The sequence below is a fragment of the Sphingobium sp. B11D3A genome, assembly GCF_025961695.1.
In the GTDB taxonomy this organism is placed as follows: Bacteria; Pseudomonadota; Alphaproteobacteria; order Sphingomonadales; family Sphingomonadaceae; genus Sphingobium.
Map to the genome: position 1 here is coordinate 1,546,116 of NZ_JAOQOE010000001.1, position 16,418 is coordinate 1,562,533.

General features: G+C 66.4%; 16 protein-coding genes. 4 read left to right on the plus strand and 12 right to left on the minus strand.

What is annotated here, in order from left to right:
* Nucleotides 1–10: 10 nt before the first annotated feature.
* The 5 genes from M2332_RS07365 to M2332_RS07385 all read right to left on the minus strand — a co-directional run bounded on the left by M2332_RS07365 (nt 11) and on the right by M2332_RS07385 (nt 8,009).
* Entirely contained in the window at nt 11–2,488 is a 2,478-nt protein-coding gene (locus M2332_RS07365) for a TonB-dependent receptor (RefSeq protein ID WP_264573542.1), read from the minus strand.
* Nucleotides 2,470–3,453 (minus strand): FecR family protein, encoded by a 984-nt coding sequence (locus M2332_RS07370; RefSeq protein ID WP_264573543.1) that lies wholly within the window; start codon nt 3,451–3,453, stop codon nt 2,470–2,472. Before M2332_RS07370 ends, M2332_RS07365 begins: the two co-directional genes overlap by 19 nt.
* Nucleotides 3,443–3,985 carry a sigma-70 family RNA polymerase sigma factor gene (locus M2332_RS07375; RefSeq protein WP_264573544.1) on the minus strand — a complete coding sequence of 181 codons (543 nt, stop codon included), beginning with the start codon at nt 3,983–3,985 and terminating at the stop codon, nt 3,443–3,445. Before M2332_RS07375 ends, M2332_RS07370 begins: the two co-directional genes overlap by 11 nt.
* 304 nt (nt 3,986–4,289) lie before the next feature.
* Nucleotides 4,290–7,499 (minus strand): autotransporter domain-containing protein, encoded by a 3,210-nt coding sequence (locus M2332_RS07380; RefSeq protein WP_264573545.1) that lies wholly within the window; start codon nt 7,497–7,499, stop codon nt 4,290–4,292.
* A 150-nt stretch (nt 7,500–7,649) separates the two neighbouring features.
* The gene (locus M2332_RS07385; RefSeq protein WP_264571232.1) at nt 7,650–8,009 is read right to left on the minus strand and encodes a c-type cytochrome; all 360 of its coding nucleotides are present in this window, start codon (nt 8,007–8,009) and stop codon (nt 7,650–7,652) included.
* A gap of 169 nt (nt 8,010–8,178) precedes the next feature.
* Between M2332_RS07385 and M2332_RS07390 the strand changes: the two genes are divergently transcribed.
* From M2332_RS07390 to M2332_RS07405, 4 genes are all read left to right on the plus strand, one after another.
* Entirely contained in the window at nt 8,179–8,607 is a 429-nt protein-coding gene (locus M2332_RS07390) for a GFA family protein (RefSeq protein ID WP_264573546.1), read from the plus strand.
* A gap of 136 nt (nt 8,608–8,743) precedes the next feature.
* A complete protein-coding gene (locus M2332_RS07395; RefSeq protein WP_413715145.1) occupies nt 8,744–8,971 on the plus strand; it encodes a hypothetical protein in 228 nt (75 codons plus the stop codon).
* A gap of 14 nt (nt 8,972–8,985) precedes the next feature.
* Nucleotides 8,986–9,915 carry an EamA family transporter RarD gene (gene rarD, locus M2332_RS07400; protein WP_264573547.1) on the plus strand — a complete coding sequence of 310 codons (930 nt, stop codon included), beginning with the start codon at nt 8,986–8,988 and terminating at the stop codon, nt 9,913–9,915.
* A complete protein-coding gene (locus M2332_RS07405) occupies nt 9,912–10,865 on the plus strand; it encodes a DMT family transporter (protein WP_264573548.1) in 954 nt (317 codons plus the stop codon). Before rarD ends, M2332_RS07405 begins: the two co-directional genes overlap by 4 nt.
* Here the strand turns inward: M2332_RS07405 and M2332_RS07410 are convergent.
* The 7 genes from M2332_RS07410 to M2332_RS07440 form a co-directional block, all read right to left on the minus strand.
* A complete protein-coding gene (locus M2332_RS07410; protein ID WP_264573549.1) occupies nt 10,828–11,487 on the minus strand; it encodes a class I SAM-dependent methyltransferase in 660 nt (219 codons plus the stop codon). The two genes, M2332_RS07405 and M2332_RS07410, sit on opposite strands and share 38 nt — an antisense overlap.
* A gap of 80 nt (nt 11,488–11,567) precedes the next feature.
* A complete protein-coding gene (locus tag M2332_RS07415; protein WP_264573550.1) occupies nt 11,568–12,554 on the minus strand; it encodes a zinc-binding alcohol dehydrogenase family protein in 987 nt (328 codons plus the stop codon).
* Nucleotides 12,555–12,606: 52 nt separating this feature from the next.
* Entirely contained in the window at nt 12,607–13,380 is a 774-nt protein-coding gene (gene xth, locus M2332_RS07420; protein ID WP_264571238.1) for an exodeoxyribonuclease III, read from the minus strand.
* Nucleotides 13,381–13,478: 98 nt separating this feature from the next.
* Nucleotides 13,479–13,802 (minus strand): iron-sulfur cluster insertion protein ErpA, encoded by a 324-nt coding sequence (gene erpA / locus M2332_RS07425; protein WP_181560559.1) that lies wholly within the window; start codon nt 13,800–13,802, stop codon nt 13,479–13,481.
* 136 nt (nt 13,803–13,938) lie between these two features.
* Nucleotides 13,939–14,610, minus strand: coding sequence for a M23 family metallopeptidase (locus tag M2332_RS07430; protein WP_264573551.1), 672 nt, complete (start codon nt 14,608–14,610; stop codon nt 13,939–13,941).
* Between the two features lie 110 nt (nt 14,611–14,720).
* Nucleotides 14,721–15,527: a ferritin-like domain-containing protein gene (locus M2332_RS07435; RefSeq protein WP_264573552.1), complete on the minus strand. Its 807-nt coding sequence runs from the start codon at nt 15,525–15,527 to the stop codon at nt 14,721–14,723.
* A complete protein-coding gene (locus M2332_RS07440) occupies nt 15,518–16,255 on the minus strand; it encodes a sulfite exporter TauE/SafE family protein (RefSeq protein ID WP_264573553.1) in 738 nt (245 codons plus the stop codon). The genes M2332_RS07435 and M2332_RS07440 overlap by 10 nt, the downstream gene beginning before the upstream one ends.
* Nucleotides 16,256–16,418 lie beyond the last annotated feature (163 nt).

Here is a 16,418-nt window from a genome sequence, read left to right on the forward strand (position 1 = left end):
CGCGTGAGACCTAATAGCGATAATCCACCGCAATGCGCACGGTGCGCGGGCGCTGGGGGGTGGTGTAGCCGCCGGTGCCGGTGCCAAAGGGCGTGCCGAGCGCGAAGCGGTTGCCGGTTGTGTCCAGCAGGTTGGTGAGCGACAGCGTCACCCCCCGTCGCGTATCGCCGTAGCGGGCGGTGACGCCGGTATCGACATAATCGCCTTGCTCGTCGCCCAGCACCGGCCCGATGCCAAGGCGCGAGGGACCGATATATTTGAGCCAGCCGGCCAGCCGCAGATCCGCCGCCCCCAGCGGCACGCGATAATCGATGCGGGCCTGCGCCGCATATTCCGCGACATTGGGAATGCTGCCAGGCGAGGCATCCGCGCTGAGCTGACCGAGAGAGCCCAAAGCGGGAAGCTGGGCCAGGGCGTTGGTCACCGGCAAATCAGTGGCCCGCAGCGCGGCAAGCCGGAACGCCTCGGGCGTCAGCGCGATGACGCGGCTGTGATTGTAGACGGCATTGAGATCGATCTGCAGCCCCTCGATCGGGAAGAGCGAGAGGCTGCCGGCGATGGAGGTGATGCGGCCATTGCCGATATTGGCCGTGGTCGGCAGCCCGGTCCCGTCGATGAAATCGGCCTGAATGTCGCGCCAATAGGCATAAGCGGCCGAAAGGCTGGCGGCGAAGCCATAATAAGCGCTGCCCATCCGTACCCCGCCTTCCAGGCTCTGGATGTGATCGTTGCGGAACTGGCGGACGAACTGGGATTCGATGGCAAGGCCGCCGGGGCGGAAGCCCTCTTCATAGCGGGCATAGACGGTGAGCCCCGGCACCAGATGCGCCAGCACCTCGCCGGAGGGCAGCAGCTTGGTTTCGGTCCGGCTCGCAACAATATCGCCGCCCTGCAGGGCGAACAGCGGCTGCACATCCTCCGCGCTGCCGCTCAGCCGGCTGTGGGTGATCCGCCCGCCGCCGCTCAACAAAATGCCGCGCGACACCTCGACGCTGAGCTTGCCATAGCCGGTCAATTCCGTGACCCGATTGCGCACGCCCGTGGTCGCTGCACGCAGCGTGGTGAGGCCAAAGGCGCGGCGCTGCTCGGCCTCATTGTCGATGGCGCTAACGCCCAGCACCCAGCCAAAGCCATTTTCGACCGGGCGCCACAGCCGCGTCTCGCTGGTCAGCATCCGCGTGCGGTTGCGCTGTTCGAACACGCGTGGGAGCGTATCCGCCCGTGTCGCATCGAAGCGTTCGTCCAGACCGTGGCTGACATAGGCATTGGAGGACTGGAAGCGCAGCGCGCCGAAATCCTTGCGGACCACCAGCGTCGCCATGCCATAATCGGCATTGGCATCCTCGACGACAAAGCTGTTGCGGGTGAGCGGCGGGGCATCGCGGTCGGCATATTGGGAATCGTCGATGAGCGTCGACTGATAGATGCCACCGACATCCACCGTCCATGCATCGCCCAGGTCCAACCGCAGCACGGCGCGCCCGCCAGCAATGCGCGTGCGGTTGACATCGTTCACGCCGCGCACCGGATTGTCGATATAGCCGCCATCGGTGATGCCATAGCCGGTCAGGCGCAGGGCATGGCCGCGCGTGCCGATGGGCATGTTGACGGTCGCGGCGACATCGGCGCCCGGCTCGCCATGCTGGGTGAAGCTGAGCCCAGCGCTGGTCTCAACCGTGAACCCGCGCGGATCAGGATCATTAGGCACCAGCCGGATGATGCCGCCGAGGGACCCCGCACCATAGAGCGTGCCCTGCGAGCCCTCCAGCACCTCGACCTGCTTGATGTCCTGCAGGCGCAGATCCGGGTCCGGCGCATTATAGGTGAGGCGCAGGTCGCCCAGATACTGCCCTACCGTCGCCTGCGTTGGCCCGGTGAAGCTGGAATCGGCGATGCCCCGGATGAACAGCTTGTTGCGCCCGGAGCCCAGATGCGTCGAGGCAACGCTGGCGAGGCGCGAGGCGATGGAGTCCGTGCCGCGCTCACCGCCAAACCGCAGGTCACTGCCATCGAGCAGATGCACCGCGCCCGGATAATCCTCATAGCGCTGATCGAGCTTGCTGGCGGTGACGACGAAGGATTCCACTTCGGCCGGCGGGGCCGGAGGGGGTGGCGGAGCGACCGGACGCCTGGGCCTTTGCGCCTGCGCTACGGCAGCGGGCGCGCTCACCGCATCGATCCGCCAGCTCGTGGCGCTCAACTGCACGGCCCGGCTGCGCGTGCCGGCCAGCATCCGCGCAATGGCCTCGGCCGGCGTCATGGTGCCGCGCACGGGCTTGACCTTTGTGCGCCAGAGCGCGTCGCTGGTCACACTGATGCTGATGCCCGCCTGCCGCGCGAGTTGCGGCACCCGATCGGACAAGCGCCCTGCAGGCACGTCGATGGGCCGGGTCTGCGGCGCCTGCGCGGCGGCCGGCCCGGCGACGCCCAGCAGCGCCGCCGTGGCGAACAGCGCCAGCTGGGCACGAGCTATCTTGAGAGCGTCCACCCTCCGCTTTCCTTTGTCGCAGAGGTGCCGGAAAGGGCCGCGAGATCGTTCACCAGCCGTTCCTCGGGCAGATCGGTGCGCAGGGCCCCGCGGAAGCGGATGCCTGCCGCGGCTGGCGTGGTGCGCAGGGCAATGCCGGTGGTGCGCGCGACTTCCGCCGCGACATCATCCAGATGCACACCATCATAGACGAGCTGGCCGGCGCGCCAGCCGCCTACCGCTGCGGGACTGACCGCGCTCAGGTCCGTCGCGCTGCCATCATCCCGCACGGTGAAGCGATAGCCGGCATCGACGCGGATCGCCGCGCCGCGCGGATTGTAGACCACCGCGCCTTCCGACACGGCCACGCTGATCCGCCCGTCATTGCGCGCGACATCGAACACCGTGCCGACATCGACCAGCTCGGCGCCGCCGACCGACACACGGAATGGCGCAGCATCCTTGTGGACGACGGAGACGAGCACCTGCCCTTCCTCCAGCTCGATCCGGCGCGGATCGCTGCGACTGAGCTTGACCGAGGAGCCGCCGTTCACCGCGATCTCGCTGCCATCGACAAGGGTGACCACTTGCGAGCGGCCCAATGGGGTCTTCACCCGGTAGCTATCCGACGACGCCTGAAACAGGCCGATGCCGACCATGCCGGCGATGGAAGCAGCGAGCGCACCGCCCACCCACAGCCGACGGCTGAACCGGCGCGGGATAGGCGGCGTGGGCGAGGCAGCCCGGCCCCCGTCCCGCGCTACGGCGCCACCCTCCGGCCAGATGTCCTCCGGGCGAGCGGGCAAGGTATCAAGATCGGCATCCAGCGCGGCGAGCTGGTGATAGGCCGTCGCATGGGCCGGATCGCTCTCGAGCCAGTCGGTGAAGGCCTCCCAAGCATTGAAGGCCGGATCGCGCTGGCGCATCAGCCAGTCGATGGCCGCTGCGTCCGCCGGGTCCATCCCCGCCTGCCGATCATGCGTCATCGGACTGTCTCCTTGCGGCCAGCAGGGCAGCATAAGCACGACGCAGATCGCTCTCGACCGTGCTGAGGCTTACCCCCAGCTCGGCGGCAATCTGACGCTGGGGCACGCCATCAAGACGATAGCGGCGGAAAACCTGGGAGGCGCGCGAGCCCAGCGCCTCCAGCGCGCGGTCGAACCGCCGCAAATCCTCGCGCGCAATCAGCTGCGCTTCCGCAGTCGGCTCGGGTACGACCTCGCCCATGCCGCGCGCCTCCGTCCACGCCTGGTCGCGGGCCCGGGCCTGCCGCTCGGCACGATAGCGATCGACCATGAGGTTGTTGGCGGCGCGATACAGATAGCCCAGCGGATTGCCGACCGGGCCGGTCGGGCGCTGGGTGACGCGCATCCACAATTCCTGAAACAGATCCTCGGCGGCCTCCCCGGCGCCATGGGCAACCAGAAAGCGGATGAGCTGGACGCGATGCGCCATCAGCGCACTGGCCAGCCCCTGCCCTTCGACAGGACCGCTATCGGTTCCCGTTTCACCTCTCATGGTCCGTCCGTTGTGGCTTCCCTGTGCCTTCATCGCCCGGCACCCTGTGTCCCGGGTCGCACCTGAAGCTCCTGCGCGGTATAGCCCGCTGACACCACCACGCAAGGGCCGGTGCGGCCCGCTCCACACAGGCTCCACGCCCCCTGAGCGAACGGCGCAAGGGGATTGTGAGCCGGCATGCGTGCAGCGGTCGATCGCAAGGACGGTCATCTCCATTCAGCTCCGGGTTGGGCAAGAGGGAGTTGGGGGGTGGTGGGCACGGTTCCACGCTCCCTCTTGCCCGCACACCGGCCTCAAGAACCGCTTAGAGGCCGATGCGAAGACTGGCGCGCAGCGACAGAGCCCAATTGCCCTGATACTGCTCCGCGCCGAGTTCACCGCCGATCTGGAAGCCGCTGTTGCCGGCGACGCCGCGCAGGCGCCCGACCCAACCGCTTTCCCGATCATCGGGCAGCAGCGTGAACGCTTCGCCACCCTTGAACTGCGCCACCGTGGTGCCGAGATTGCCGCTTACGATCTCGCGACGACCGGCCTCTACCTCCAGCCGCGACCAGCCGGACCACTCATCCTGGCCGCCCATGTCTATGCCCAGCACTGCGGTGCCTGTAACCGCCAGCTCGTCGCTGGTCCGCGAGCGCACGATGAGGTTCATGGCATCGCCGCCGCCCGTCTCGGTGTAGCCATTCTCCTTCAGCCGGAAATAATCGAGTGTCACGACCGGGCGGAAGGAGATGCCGCCCTGCGACACCCAGTCGTAGGAGAGCGTGCCCATCGCCGAATAGAGCCGGGCATTGCGATCGCTATTGGCTGTCAGCGTGGTGGTGGCGCCATCCTTCAGCCCATCGAAACTGCGCTTGCCATCCAGATCGACAAAGCCGACCGACCCGCGCGCCGTCGCCCGCAAGCGCCCGGTCTTCAGGCGCCAGTAGCCGGCGACCTCGATCTGGTTGGCGGTCACCTGATTGGCCGTGTCGCCATCGCGATTGCGGCCCCACAGATAGGCTACCGACGTGCCGAAGCTGCCAAGGCCGGTCTTGATTTCGGCGCCGCCGCCAAAGCCCCAGCCGGAGGTCTCATAGGCAGCCGTGTCACCGCGCCCCTTTTCGACGCCCCAAACGAGCTGGTTGATCCAGTAACCCCATTTGCCTTCATCCTTGAACGGGCCGGTGGGGTCATCCAGCATCCGCCCGAAGGTGCGCGATCCTTGGGTGACGACTTGGAAGGTGCCGCCGGCATGATCGGGCAGGAGCTGGCGCAGGCTGGTGCGGAAGTCCTCACCATCGGTGATGCCGAGGAAGGCGGTTTCCACCCGCTCGTCCTTGGAGAGCGCGGCATAGATCGCATCGAAGGCCGCAGCCTCCGAGCGGTTGAGGCCTAGGTCCGCAGTGGTCTTGCGGCCGAGGGTCACGCTGAGCGTGTTGGCGCTGCTGCTGAGCGTCGCCTTGTAGAGATAGGGCACCAGCGCGGTCTCGGCATTGAGGTTGCCGGCGCCGGTGAGCGTGCCGGCTGTCAGCACCAGATGATTGCCCACTGCATTCTCGATATCGCTGACCCGCAGCACCAGCCGCGAGTCCGTCGCGAAGCTCGCGGTGCCGGCGACCGAGAGATAGGCCGTGCTGTTGCCGGCCGCCCCCAGCGTGATGCCGAGCGCGCCCTTGTCGGTCACGGCCAGGCTGCCGATCTGCGCCGGGCCCGTGAGATCGAGTGCACCGCCCGCAAGGCCGAGCGCCAGTTGGCCGGCATTGGCAAAGGTGCCGGAATAGACGGCGGTACCGCCAATCGAGAGCGTGCTCGCGGTGCCCTCGAAATCGGTCGTGCCCTTGAAGCGCGACGTGCCGGCAAGGCTCATCGTGCTCGTGCCGGTGCCGAAGGCGACATTGCCGGTGTAGACCGCATCGCCGCGCAGTCGGAGCGTGTCGGCTCCGGCACCGAAGCTGGTGTTGCCGGTGACGGTGCCGTCCGCAATGTCGAACACGTCATTGCCGCTGCCGAACCGGACATCGCCCACAATGCTGGGCGCGGTGGCGCTGGCGGCGACCTCGGTCTGCTTGACGGTCACGCCGCTGCTGTTGGCGGTGAGATCGATAGCGATGTTGCGCCCCGAATCCGCCTTGGCGCCGGTCGCCGAGATGGCGCCGCTGTTCTCGATGAGCGTCAGCCCGCCCGAGGCATCGACGATGGCGACCGCGCCGCCGGCCTCGCCGGTGGTCGCCTTGATCGTGCCGGCGTTGCGGAGGGTCGGCAGGCTGGCGCCGGCATCGACGCGCACGGCGGTCGCCGTCGTGCCATCCTTGCTGGTGCCGGTCGCCTCGACCTTGCCGGTGACGTGCAGCAGCGGTGTCGATGCCCCGGCGCCGAGGCGCAGGGCCGTCGCCGAAGCATCGCGGGCGGAGGCCTCGACGCTGCCACCGATACCGATGCCTCCGGCGATGGTCACCGCGCCGCCCTGCCCGCCGACAAGCAGGCCATTGCCCTGCACGCCAGTGTAAAGGCCGCTGCCGGACACGGTGCCGTCGATGATCAGGCCATAGCCGCTGCCCGTCGCCGGCACCGCGCCGATGGCGATATCCCGCCCGGCCGCGCCGATCCGCATCGCCGGTGCCGCGCCATAAGAGCGCACGACGGCAGAGCCTTCCTCGCTGTCCTTGATGCCGTCCTTGTCTTCGTCATCATCGGTGGTGCTGCTGTCTTTGGGGGGTACGGCAAGGATGATGCCGCCCGCGACATTGCCTTCCACGATGACCGCCGAACCGCCCTGCAGCAGATCGTCGGCACCCAGCTTGGAGGGGTCTGACGGCGGCGTGGTGTAGCGATAGCCCGTGGCGCTGATCGCGCCCTGAATGGTCAGCGTGCCGCCGACATTGCCTAGGAACGCCGCGCCAACCGCATTCACCCCCTGAGCGCCGACCGTGCCGGCGAGACGGACATTGCCGCTGATATCTCCGGCCTGCACGCCGATCGCACGATCGCCCAGCACGCTGGTCGTTCCATCGTGCGAGAGGGCGCCGGTGAGCGGACCGCCCAGCCGGATGCCGAAGGAATCATTGCCCTCGACCTGGATCGTGGCACCGCGCGCCACCGTGATGGCGCCGGAATAGGCGCCCAGCGTGCGGATGCCGTAGCGCCCGGTGCCGACCGCGAACGGCCCGTCGAGATCGCCATCATTGTCGCCGTCGGTGGGCGTGTAGCTCTCATCAATGATGATCTTGCCGCTGTGGACGATGCCGCCCGACGTGCCGGCATTGGCGACGATGCCCGCGGCATTGTCCGCATTGCTGATCTGGATCGTGCCTTCATTGGTGATCTTGTTGGCACTGTTGACCGTGACCGCAACGCTACCCGCGCCAGTCAGTTCGATCGATCCCGCCGAGGCGATCTTGATATCGTCGGCTGCGCCATTGTTGGCGGTGGCCGTCGCGATTGCGGTGGTCCGCTTGGTCGTGATCGAGGTTTCCGCTGACGCCGCACTGGCAAGAGCGAAGGCGCAGGTGGAAGCAAGCAGGAAATGACGCATGAATACTCCGCTGGTCGTTCAGTACCGGGGAGTGTTCCCTCCCCCCTTTGACCAGCAGGACGGAGCCGAGGGCATACAGCCTTGGCTCCGACCGATATTCTGCGCCGCGTGATGCGGCGACCGGCGGACGAAGGCCCGCCGATCCGCCGCTTATTGCGGTTTTGCCGCCACGCTCATCACATAAGTGGCGACGTCGTTGATGTCCTTCTCGCTCAACTGGCCCTCATAGCCCGGCATGGCGCCGGCACCCTTCGTGACGCGCTCAACGATCAGCGCGTGGGTAAGGTTGGCATTGCCATCCAGCGAGGGGCCGATGGGGCCGCTGGCATCAGCTGCCGCCAGCGTGTGACAGGCACCGCACACGGTGCTCTCGAACACCTGCTTGCCATGGGCAGGATCGCCGGCGGGTGCATCGGCTGCCTGCGCCGGAATCAGGGCAAGCGGTGCTGCGGCGAGCAGGGCGGCAATCGCTGATATGCTCCACATCTTGGCGGCGTTTGCGCGTGTCACAGAAAATCCCTCCGTCCGAATCATTGCCATTCTAATCATCTGCGCCCTAAGTCAGGATCGGCGAAAAAGTCCAGAACCGCGCCTGACGCTCAAGGTCTTCGTCCCGACGCCTGAACCGGGGCGGCTGAACGGCGGCTGACGCGCGCGGTAAGACGAGAGGAGCAGAGCCATGGGCCAGGCAGACACAACGCGCTTTTCCGACGTGCGCTTTCCGCAAAGCGGCGGGTGCCAGTGCGGCGCGGTCCGCTATGAACTGAGCGCGCCGCCAGTGGGCATCTGGGCCTGCCATTGCAGCCTGTGCCGCAAGCAGAGCGGCAGCGCCTTTGGGCTCTCCATGGGCGTGGCTATCGAGAGCCTGGCGTTCACGCAGGGGACGCCGGCGATCTGGACGCGCGACACCGACTCCGGCCATCGGCTCGACTGCCTGTTCTGCGCTGATTGTGGGTCGCGACTGGTCCATCGTCGCCATCGACATGAAGGCATGCAGACGCTCAAGCCGGGCACGCTGGACGATACGAGTTGGGTGGTGCCGGGGCGCCATTTCTTCGCGGAGACGGCGCTGGATTGGGTGAGGCCGCTGATCCAGGGCACGGACTGAAGGACGACCTAAAACCTATTTGGAATATTCTTTAAGATCAATCATTCCAAATTCGCGCTTCCTCGGCTGAGGCTGCAAACACCTCAAGTCTCTGGTGCCCCCTGCACTTGCCAATATCCCCGGTCAGGCCCATGGGATGGGGATGCTTTCGCTGCTCTCCATTCTGATCGGCGCGGTCGCGCTGATTCTTGCCATTCCCGCGATCATCCCCGGCCTTGGCTGGGCCAATTGGGTGATTGTGCCGATGGCCCTGTTCGGGGCGCTGATCGGCCAGTTCGCGGCGGGCACCGGAGCGCGCAATTTCTGCCTCGCCGTGGCCGCCTTCGGCATGTTGCGCCTGTGGGCCGGCGGCGGAATTTTCTGAACGAGAGCGGCAATATGAGCAGCCAACCCACCGACATCGCGGATGCCGAACAGGCGGCCCAACGGCGCGCGGGTCTGCTTGCCGGCGTCGGCGCCTATGCGATCTGGGGCCTGATGCCGCTTTATTTCAAGCTGCTCGGCCATGTCTCTCCCTTCGAGATCGTGGCGCATCGGGTGATCTGGTCCGTCGCCTTCCTCGCCATCGTGCTGGCGGCGATGCGGCAATATCGCGCCTTCGTCGCGATCTTCAGCCAGCCGCGCATTCTCGCCGCGCTGGCGCTGAGCGCGGTGCTGATCGGTATCAACTGGCTCGTGTATATCTGGGCGGTGGACACCGACCATGTCGTGGCGGCGAGCTTGGGCTACTTTCTCAACCCGCTGGTCAATGTGCTGCTCGGCACGCTGGTGCTCAAGGAAGTGCTGCGCCGCCGGCAGGCTGTCGCCATCGGCATCGCGGCGGCGGGCGTGGCATTGCTCGCTATCGGCGAGTGGCAGACGCTCTGGATCAGCCTCGCGCTGGCGATCAGCTTTGCCTTTTATGGGCTCGTCCGCAAGCTGACGCCGGTGCCCTCAACCTCGGGTCTGGCGGTGGAGACGCTGGTGCTGTGCGCCCCGGCCCTCGCACTGGTGAGCTTTTATGCCGCGCAGGGCACCCTGGCCTTCGGTGAGGATCGCTGGGTGACGCTCGGCCTGATCGGCACCGGGGCGCTCACCTCGATCCCGCTCATCCTGTTCGCGATTTCCGCGCGCGCCCTGCCGCTCGTGACCCTTGGGCTGATGCAGTATATCGCCCCCTCGCTGCAGTTCCTGTGCGGGGTGTTCCTGTTCGGCGAGCCGATGTCCGCCGGGCGCTGGGGCAGCTTCCTGCTCATCTGGGTCGCCCTCGCGCTGTTCGTGTGGGACAGTCTGAGCGGCGCTCGCGCGCGACGGCGCACACTGGCATGAGCAGCGCCGCCGCTGCCGAGGCCCCCTCCGCGCCCGCACGCCGCGACCGGCCCCTGTTCGCGATCATGCTGCGGCTGCTGGCGATGATGATGATCGGCGCGACCTACGCCATCGGCAAGCTGCTGATCGAGCGCGGCGCCAATCTGGCCGAAGTGGTGTTCTACCGGCAGTTATTCGCCTTCCCCGTCGCGGCGATCTGGGCGGTCGCACTGATGGGCACGGCCCTGTTGCCCAAGGCGCCGATGCGCACCCATATCACCCGCACCAGCCTCGGCATGATCGGCATGTTGCTCAACTTCGGCGCGGTAGCGCTTCTGCCATTAGCCGAGGCGACCTCCATCGGCTTTACCATGCCGATCTTCGCCACAATCCTTTCCGCCCTTCTGCTGCGCGAACAGACCGGCATTCACCGCTGGAGCGCGGTGCTGCTCGGCTTTGTCGGCGTGGTCATCATGACTCATCCTGATTCCGCCAACTTCGCCTCCGCCGGGGTGTTCGTGGCACTCGGTGGGGCGATGGTGACGGCGCTCGTCGCCATCGTGCTGCGCGATCTTGGCAAGCGCGAGTCGGCCCCGATCATCGTCTTCTGGTTCACCCTGCTCTCGCTGCCGCCGCTCGGGCTGATGCTGATCTGGTACGGGCAAAGCCACGATCCCGTTGAATGGTTGCTGTTCATCGGCTTGGGGCTGACCGGCGGGGCGGCGCAATTGTTCATGACCTCGGCCCTGCGCTACGGGCCGGTCTCCATCGTCATCCCCATGGATTACAGCCAGATGATCTGGGCCACGCTGGCCGGCTGGCTGCTCTGGTCCTACTGGCCGGAATCCTCCACCTGGGTGGGAGCCGGGCTGATCGCAGCGAGCGGGCTCTACATCGCTTGGCGCGAGCATGTCCGCCGCCGCGCGCTTACCGTCAGCCCGGATGAGGACCGCGCCGGAAGATCAGGCTGAGATTATTGGCCGGCATCTCGACGACGCGCTTCAACTCGAAGCCCTCGGACGCCGCCGCCGCCTCGACATCATGCACCCAGCGCAGGCCCCAGGCGGGGTCGCGCGCGCGCAGCGACTCATCGAAAGCGAGATTGCTCGGCGCCGTCTCCACCTCGCGGCGGAAATAGGGGCCGTAAAGAAAGAGCGGCGCGCCTTCCGGCAACAGCATCGCCGCGCCGTGGAGCAGGCCGAGCGTCGCAGCCCAAGGCGAGATATGCACCATGTTGATGCACAGGATCGCGTCCGCCTCGCCGATCGGCCAGGCCTCGGGATCGGCAGCGTCGATCTGCAGCGGCGGGGCGAGATTGGGCAGCGCCACCTCATCCGCCCAGGCGGTGATCGAGGCGCGCGCGACCGGGTCAGGGTCGCTCGGCAGCCAGCGCAAGGCAGGGAAGCAGCGCGCGAAATGCACGGCATGTTCGCCCGAGCCGCTGGCGATCTCCAGCACCAGCCCGGTGGCGGGCAAGGTCTGGGCGAGCAATTGGGCAATGGCATCACGGTTGCGCACCGTGGCGGGAGCATGACGCTTGCCGCCCCGTGCGGGGGAGTCACCGGTCAGCCAAGGCTTCGACCTGTCATCCATCGATCCATGCTCCCTGTTCAAGCTCACCCTCTATAACAGACCGGGCGACGAAAAGAGGCATCAAACCGACGTAAAATGGCTCAATCCCAGCGCATGACGGTCTTGCCGATCAGCGCACCGGCCTCCAGCGCGGCGTGCGCATCACGCAGCGTCTCGACACTGGCGGTGAGCGTTCGGGTGCGGGTGGAGACGAGCGTGCCCGCATCGACCAGCGCTGCAACCTGCCGCAAAACCGCCTGCTGCTCGGCCATGCGAAAGCCGTTGATCGACTTGGCGAACATGAACTCCCAGTGGACCGAGAGCGCCTTCTGCTTGAACGGCAGGATGTCCAGCGCGGCGGGATCGTCGATGACCATGAGATGGCCAAAGGGGCGCAGCAGCGCGGGGATGACCGGCAGATAGGCGTCGGTATGCGTGGTGCTGAAGATGGCATGGAGATCATGCAGGCCGAGCGCCGCCAGTTCGGGCTGAACGTCGCGGCCGATGACATGGTCGGCGCCCATAAGCTGCGCAAAGGCGACCGTCTCCGGCCGGGACGCGGTGGCGATAACGGTGGCCGGGGTCAGCGCCTTGAGCAGTTGGATCGCCATCGAACCGACACCCCCTGCCCCGCCGATGATCAGCACGCGGCTGTCCGCATCATAGACGATGCCGCGCTCCAGCATCGCCTCATAGGCGGTGAGCGCGGTCAGCGGCAGGGCGGCGGCATCGGCGAAATCGAGGCTCGCGGGCTTGTGCGCGACAAGGCGATGATCGACCGCTTGCAGGCGGGCATAGCTGCCCGGCCGGTTGAGATCGCCCGCATGATAGACCGCATCACCGACCGCAAAGCCCTGCACCTGCGCACCCACGGCCTCGACGATGCCGGCAGCGTCCCAACCGAGCACGACCGGCGCATTCGCCGTGCCGCCCCGGCGCTGGCGGATCTTGGTATCGACCGGATTGAGCGCGAAGGCCTCGACCCGGACCAGCAGATCCTGTGGGCCGGGCACCGGATCGGGCAGGTCGCGCAGGGTGAGCGCAAAGTCCGTCAGCGGGTGGGCGGCGTCATAAGCAAAGGCCTTCATCGCGGGTCGACTCCTGGCTCCTGAATTGGGCATCTGGTTGGAAAGGGCGCCGTCAGTCCTTCAGGCGGACCCAGACCGGGGCGTGATCGCTGGCTTTCTCCCGCCCGCGATAGGCCTTGTCCACCTGCGCATCGGCCAGCCGGTCGGCAGCAGTGGGCGAGAGCAGCAAATGGTCGATGCGGAAGCCTGCATCGCGCTGCCAGGCACCGGCCTGATAATCCCAGAAGGTCCACACGCCGCCGAGCGGATGGCGCGCGGCCAGCGCATCGGTCCAGCCGTCGTTGAGCAGGGTCTTGTAGGCGGCGCGGCTCTCCGGCTGCATTAACGCGTCGCTGGCCATGGCGGGTGGCGACCAGACATCGCGATCGAACGGGATGACATTATAATCGCCGGCTAGCACGGCGGGCACTTCCTCCGCCCAGATCTGCGCCGCACGGGCGCGCAGCCGCGCCATCCAACGCAGCTTGTACTCGAACTTGGGGCCGGGAACGGGATTGCCATTGGGCAGATAGATGGAAGCGATGCGCACGCCGTTCACGTCCGCCTCGATGTAGCGGCTGTGCTCGTCTTCCGGCTCGCCCTCCAGCCCGCGCGTCACTTCCTGCGGAGTAGCGCCCTTCGCCAGAATCGCGACGCCGTTAAAGCCCTTCTGGCCGTGCCAGATGGCGCCATAGCCGGCATCTTCGATATCCTTGATCGGGAAGCCTTCATCCTGCGTCTTGATTTCCTGCAGGCAGGCGACGTCCGGCTGGGTTTCCGTCAGCCACTCGACCAGACGCGGCAGCCGCGCCTTGATGCCGTTGATATTGAAGGTCGCGATCCGCATGAACTAAAGCCCTTTTGCCGGCACCTGCCAGTGAGGGTCCGTCTTAGGGAGAAGCATGGCGCTTCGACAAGCGCGTCCCGGCGCGAACGCTCAGAAAGTCAGACCGAGAAGCTGGTTCCGCAGCCGCAGCCGGCGGTCGCATTGGGATTTTCCACCTTGAAAGCCGCGCCACCGAGATTGTCCACAAAATCGACCACGCAGCCGCGCACCAGATCGAGGCTCATGGAATCAACGACCAGCTTCACGCCGTCCGTCTCGACCATCACATCGTCCGCCTCGGGCGCATCGGCCAAGCCGAAGCGATACTGGAAGCCGGAGCACCCCCCGCCTTCCACCGCGAGGCGGAGAATGGCCGGCTTGCTCTGGCGCTCGGCGATCCAGGCGACCCGCGCGGCGGCGGTGGGAGAGAGGCTGATATCCATGGCTGCTAGATAGGGCGCACACGCCGCAACGGCAAGCGGCGGCCCGCAAGGGAGCCGCGCCGCGCTTGACGATGGAGAAGGAAACTCAGGACAGCCTGCTCACCCCTGAAAACTCACCCGAGCGGGCGAGCGGCGATCAACGATCGCGGTTGTCGGTGGGGCGGTTGGCTTCCGGGCCACCCATGGCGACCTGACGATCGCTGTGCTCCTTGGCCTCGGCCAGAGCCAGCTCGTAATTGGTGCCTTCCAGATAGGGCATCGGGTTCACGGCGCTGCCGGCGATGCGGACTTCATAGTGAAGGTGGCTGCCGGTGGAGCGACCGGTGGAGCCCATCAGGCCGATGAGCTGGCCGCGACGGACGCGCTCATTGGGCTGGGCGATCAGCTTGGACATGTGGCCGTAGCGGGTCTCGAGGCCGTTGCCATGGTTGATCTCGACGAGATTGCCATAGCCGTTCACCCACTGCGAGCGGCGCACGACGCCATCGGCCGTCGCATAGATCGGCGTGCCGATCGGGCCGGGAATGTCGATGCCCTGATGCATGCGAGCGCGGCCGTTAAACGGATCGCTGCGAGTACCGAAAGAAGAGGTGAGACGCACATCGTCGACCGGCTGGCGCGACGGGATGGAGGCCTTGCTGTCCGTGCTCTGCTCGGTGGACTGCTCCATCTGGACCATCGCCGAGAAGAGCGAGGCAAACTGGGCGTCGTGGCCGGCATCGGCCAGGGCAGGAGAGGCAACCATCAGACCGGCAATCGCCAGAACCTTCGCGGCAGCTTTGAGGACACCCTCTTTAGCGAAGGTCATAGCGCTCGAATCGATCATTTGGACCCCGTGATGGGCCGTGACCGACCCCTCAATGCTTTTGTGTTTCCGGCTCATGTGAACCGGCTGGGGCTTTTCGAGCGAAGAACGGGTTAAGGCGCAAGAGGCAGGTAGAAATCGCGCGTCAAACCGGCCTGACTCCGCGCTGAGTCGTTGAACGGCGGCTTAACGGCACCGCGAAAGTGGCGCCGAACCAACATTTGGTAGCTTTCCTGCGGGTTTGCGCCGGATCGATTCATCGACCACAAAAACCATTTCGTCCCTGCGCCGACATGACGAACTTCGTCGTCAATGATTCGGGTCAGCATCCGCGCGGTCCGCTCATCGTTGAAATGCCTGAACCGCACGATGGTTTCCGGCGTGATGTCCAGCGCCCGCGCTTCCAGCACCATCGGCACGATGGCGAGACGGGCCGCGACATCATGGGCGGTTTCGATCGCGGCTTCCCACAGACCATCATGGGCAGGCAGATCGCCATAGGCGCTGCCCAGTTCTTCCAGCCGGCGCGCAAGCAGGGCGAAATGCATCGCCTCGTCGGCACCGACACGCAGCCAGTCGTCGGCAAAGTCAGGCGGGAAGTCCGCGCCAAAGCGTGCGACGAGATCGAAGGCCAGGTCGATGGCGACGAATTCGATATGCGCCAGCGCGTGGATCATCGCGATGCGGGCGCGCTCCGAGCCGCCCTTGCCGCGCTTTGGCATGCGGTTGGGCGGCAGAAGCTCAGGGCGCTCGGGCCGGCCGGGCCGGTCTGGCGGTGGCGTATCGAACCGGTGCGCGAGGCGCCCGAGCCGCCAGTTCCGTGCGGCCTTGCGGGCCGCCATCACCTTCTCGCGCGGATTGCTGCAGTGCAATACGGCAACGCAGGCCTCGCCCACGGTAGCGGGTTCAGTCAGAGCCATTCCATCACCGCCTTCCCGATGTAGAGCATGCCAATCGCGGTAACGATCCATGCTGTGTAGCGCCGGAAGTGGCCGTCACTGATCCGGTCCAGCAGTCGCCCGCCCAGCATCGTGCCGACCATGGACAGCGGCACCGCGATGGCGAACACCCACCAGGGCGGCATGGCGCTCCGCCCCGCAAGCAGCATCGGCGTTCCGAACACGCCGATCTTCGCGATATGGCTGAAAACCTGTCCCGCCGCCTTGGTCGAAACGATCTGGTGGCGAGTGAGCGGGGTGCGGACGAAGAACACGTCCATCATCGGGCCGGCAACGCCCGCCGTCAGGTTGAGACAAGAGACAGTGAACCCGGCAAGGAAGGCATGGGAGGGCCGGGATGCATCGAGGGCGATCCAGCGGCGGGGCAGCCAGACGACCAGCGGCACCAACCCGAGCAGCAGGAACAGCAAGGGTCGCGAGGGCGAGAAGCCGATCATCGCGACCACCGCACCTGCAGCAAAAACGCCCAGTGCATAAGTGCGCATGATCGGCCAGACGACATGCTCGCGATGCACCACCGCCCGCCAGCCATTGGCGACAAGCTGGAGGATGCCATGCGTAACGAACGCCGCCGACACCGGCAGCAGGAAGGCGAGGATGCCCATCAGCAGCAATCCCCCCGCCATACCGAAGATGCCGGAAAGAAACGCGGTGGCGAAGGCCGCGATTATGATCAGGACGCCCGTCATCGTCGGCGCGGTTAGCCGCTTTTGGTCGGCCCGTCACCCGCCTGCTTGCCCATCACCAACGCGCCGCCGCATCAGTCTTGCCGGGCGAGAACGACGCGCCTAGGGCGAAACCGTGTGACGGATCAATGATCGGTTCAGCACGGAGGGGACCAGCATGATGAGC

Coding starts and splice junctions, on each gene's coding strand:
- M2332_RS07370 (WP_264573543.1), bottom strand. CDS start 3,453: ATGACGCATGATCGGCAGGCGGGGATGGACCCGGCGGACGCAGCGGCC.
- M2332_RS07375 (WP_264573544.1), bottom strand. CDS start 3,985: ATGAGAGGTGAAACGGGAACCGATAGCGGTCCTGTCGAAGGGCAGGGG.
- xth (WP_264571238.1), bottom strand. CDS start 13,380: ATGCGGATCGCGACCTTCAATATCAACGGCATCAAGGCGCGGCTGCCG.
- M2332_RS07415 (WP_264573550.1), bottom strand. CDS start 12,554: ATGAAGGCCTTTGCTTATGACGCCGCCCACCCGCTGACGGACTTTGCG.
- M2332_RS07405 (WP_264573548.1), top strand. CDS start 9,912: ATGAGCAGCGCCGCCGCTGCCGAGGCCCCCTCCGCGCCCGCACGCCGC.
- M2332_RS07435 (WP_264573552.1), bottom strand. CDS start 15,527: ATGGCTCTGACTGAACCCGCTACCGTGGGCGAGGCCTGCGTTGCCGTA.
- M2332_RS07410 (WP_264573549.1), bottom strand. CDS start 11,487: ATGGATGACAGGTCGAAGCCTTGGCTGACCGGTGACTCCCCCGCACGG.
- M2332_RS07395 (WP_413715145.1), top strand. CDS start 8,744: ATGGGGATGCTTTCGCTGCTCTCCATTCTGATCGGCGCGGTCGCGCTG.
- erpA (WP_181560559.1), bottom strand. CDS start 13,802: ATGGATATCAGCCTCTCTCCCACCGCCGCCGCGCGGGTCGCCTGGATC.
- M2332_RS07390 (WP_264573546.1), top strand. CDS start 8,179: ATGGGCCAGGCAGACACAACGCGCTTTTCCGACGTGCGCTTTCCGCAA.
- M2332_RS07380 (WP_264573545.1), bottom strand. CDS start 7,499: ATGCGTCATTTCCTGCTTGCTTCCACCTGCGCCTTCGCTCTTGCCAGT.
- rarD (WP_264573547.1), top strand. CDS start 8,986: ATGAGCAGCCAACCCACCGACATCGCGGATGCCGAACAGGCGGCCCAA.
- M2332_RS07440 (WP_264573553.1), bottom strand. CDS start 16,255: ATGACGGGCGTCCTGATCATAATCGCGGCCTTCGCCACCGCGTTTCTT.
- M2332_RS07430 (WP_264573551.1), bottom strand. CDS start 14,610: ATGACCTTCGCTAAAGAGGGTGTCCTCAAAGCTGCCGCGAAGGTTCTG.